The 254-nt window shown below is 63.0% G+C and carries 1 protein-coding gene; it reads left to right on the forward strand.

Annotation, left to right across the window (positions count from 1 at the left end):
* The coding region (locus tag ACX9YW_RS23265; RefSeq protein WP_460351131.1) for a DUF6531 domain-containing protein at positions 1-254 on the forward strand (254 nt) is incomplete at both ends.

Genomic DNA, 254 nt, shown 5'->3' on the forward strand with positions numbered 1-254 from the left:
CAGAAGCGTTTTCCCTCCACGAAGAAACTCAGCGCGCACCTGTGTAAAAACGGCTTCGAGCCTGTGAACCTTGTCAACGGCGCGGTTGTCTACGAGGGCACAGACTTCGGCTTCTCCTCGCCGCTTCCGCTGGAATGGAGGCGCGCGTGGTACTCCGACTCCGCCTACGAGGGGTGGCTGGGCCACGGCGTCCACAGCGTGTACGACCGCACGGTCGAGGAGTTTCCGGAGGATGGGGCGACGATGCTCCGCAT

It is taken from the genome of Pseudoneobacillus rhizolycopersici, from assembly GCF_054786815.1.